The 2,443-nt window shown below is 69.1% G+C and carries 1 protein-coding gene and 2 pseudogenes; 1 reads left to right on the top strand and 2 read right to left on the bottom strand.

Annotated elements, in window-relative coordinates:
* Positions 1-182: pseudogene (locus KBI5_RS24485) on the bottom strand (hypothetical protein); the annotation flags it as partial.
* Between the two features lie 366 nt (positions 183-548).
* Positions 549-1,223 (bottom strand): annotated as a pseudogene (locus KBI5_RS28305) (helix-turn-helix transcriptional regulator); the annotation flags it as partial.
* Between the two features lie 73 nt (positions 1,224-1,296).
* Here KBI5_RS28305 and KBI5_RS24475 point away from each other — a divergent pair.
* Positions 1,297-2,076 carry an NAD(P)H-dependent oxidoreductase gene (locus tag KBI5_RS24475; protein WP_035913253.1) on the top strand — a complete coding sequence of 260 codons (780 nt, stop codon included), beginning with the start codon at positions 1,297-1,299 and terminating at the stop codon, positions 2,074-2,076.
* Positions 2,077-2,443: the final 367 nt, after the last annotated feature.

The following is a 2,443-nucleotide window of genomic DNA, read 5'->3' as shown; positions in this document are numbered from 1 at the left end:
CCGCAGCGGATCGTCAGCGTGTCGGTGGCGAACTGCGGCAGCGTCTCCCAGGTCGGCATTGGATAGGGGCCGCTGACCGTTGCGACGGCGCGGACCCGCGGGTCGACGCCCGCTCCGATCGCGCGGGAACGACAGAGCGTAACAATCGCGGCGACGTCGGCGTCGTCGACAAACCAGGACACGGTCACTGCCTCCTTGAACGGGATGGTGCGACGGGGTTGCGCGCTGGGGCGATGTCAGGCGACGGTGAGGACCGCGTTTCGTCGGATGCGCCGCGCCCGCAGGTCCTCGATGACATTCGGCGTCCGTGTCCAGGGCTCGACGACGCCGATCTCGGGATGCAGGTGTCCCCGGCGGATGAGCCGTACCAGGGTTCGCAGGTCCGCGGCGTCCTCGGCAGGCGTCCCGGCGTAGTGGAACTGTTCGATCGGCGCGCCGACGGTCCCATCGATCCAGTCGAAGAAGTCGACGGTGATGGACTGCGCGCTGACCTGCCCGAACCAGATCACCCGACCGGTGGTGCCGGCTTTACGCCGGGCGGCGGTGAAGCCAGGGACCGCGGACAGCACCAGCAGTTCCATGCCCGATTCGTCCGGTAGCGCGACGTTCTCCTGGTGCAGTTCCAGCGTTCCCACCAGCGGGTGCCGGTACGCCTTGCGCCCATGCATGCGGGCGCGCACGTCCGCGCGCGCCCAGAGGCGGCGGAAGCGCTCACTGCCCATCGCCAGCTCGCCGATGAGCGAGGCCAGGCGGGAGTCCTCGGGGTACTTGCCGGCGGCCAGGCGCAGGTGCCCGACGACGTCGAGGGTGCAGTTCTCCCAGTCCGCGTAGAGGCCGCGCTCGGCCTCCTCAAGGAAGATGTGCCGGGCGGTGTTCAGGCCGGGCATCGGCCGGCGGTAGAGGAGCCCGGCGAGGCGATTCCCCGCGAGCACGTCCAGCTGGTGGTTCATGATCAGTTCGGGTGTGTCGGGGACCAGGTCGAGGACGCGCGCCAGCTCCGGCCGGATCCGCCCGCCCGGCGCCTTGGCGCGCCGGCGGCGCTGCCGGGCGAGTCGGTAGAGGTGCCCGCGTTCGGTCTCGTCGAGGCCGAGGACGCGGGCGAGCGCGTCGAGGACCTGCTCGGAGGGCTGGGTCGCGCGGCCCTGCTCCAGGCGTACGTAGTAGTCGACGCTGACTCCGGGCAGGTGCGCGACCTCTTCGCGGCGCAGTCCCTCGACTCGGCGGCTGGAATGGGCGCCCCTGAACGCCGGACGCCGCGGCACCAAGGATCGGAGGCACCCGATCCGAGGAGTTCCCATGAAGACGCTGATCGTCTACGCGCATCCGGAGCCGAAGTCACTCGACGGCTCGTTGAAGGACCTCGCAGTGTCCACCTTGGCGACCGCCGGGCACGAGGTACGGGTGAGCGATCTGTACGCGATGAACTGGAAGGCGGTCGTGGACGCCGCGGACTACGGTCCCGACGCCTCACGCCCGCTGAAGGTCGCTCTGGACTCGGGCCGGGCCTTCGACGCCGGGACRCTCACTCCGGATGTCCTCGCCGAGCAGGAGAAACTGTGGTGGGCGGACACGATCATCTTCCAGTTCCCGCTGTGGTGGTACACGATGCCCGCGATCCTCAAAGGCTGGGTGGACCGGGTGTTCACCTTCCACTTCGCGTACGGCGTCGGCGAGCACAGCGACACCAAATACGGCGAGCGCTTCGGCGAAGGCACCCTCGCGGGAAGGAAGGCCCTGCTGTCGGTGACCGCCGGCGGGCCCGAGGCGCACTACGCCGCGCGCGGGATCAACGGCCCCATCGACGATCTTCTGTTCCCGATCCACCACGGCATCCTCTACTACCCGGGCATCGAGGTACTGCCGCCGTTCGTGCTGTACGGCACCGACCAGATGACCGGCGAGGACTACCCGAACGTCGCCAAAGCCTGGGAGCAGCGCCTGCTCACCCTGGAGTCGACCGAGCCGATCGCGTTCCGACCACAGAACTTCGGTGACTACGAGATCCCCTCGCTGCACCTGAAGAAGGGACTGGAGCCCGCGGGCCGCACGGGTTTCGGGCTGCACGTGCGCAGTTGACCTCCGGGCGCGGGCTGCTGATCGCGAGATCGTTGACGTTCACCATGATCGGGGGCCTCCGCCGCTGCTTGGGGAGGGGCGGGTTGCCGTCGCGTGGGATGGGCCATCACAGCGGCGGRTCGTCAGGGGCGACGACTCGACGGTGAGCTCGCAGCCGTCCCCGCGATCTGACCGGCGTCGCGGTTGCCGCCGTGAAGCGGTCGGCTACCGTTGACCTGTGGGACTRCACCTGAGCCAGATCGACGAAGCTGACGAGTTGCTGACGAACGAGCCGTTGGCGCTGCTGATCGGGATGGTGCTGGACAGCGGGTATCGGAAAGATGGAGTGGAGAGCGTCCTTCAGGCGTCTGCGGGCGGGTTGCGGGGG

The organism is Frankia sp. KB5, assembly GCF_002099325.1.
Lineage (GTDB): Bacteria > Actinomycetota > Actinomycetes > Frankiales > Frankiaceae > Frankia > Frankia casuarinae.
The sequence above is the reverse complement of the archived record's forward strand: the minus strand, read 5'-3'. Positions and strand labels throughout refer to the sequence as shown.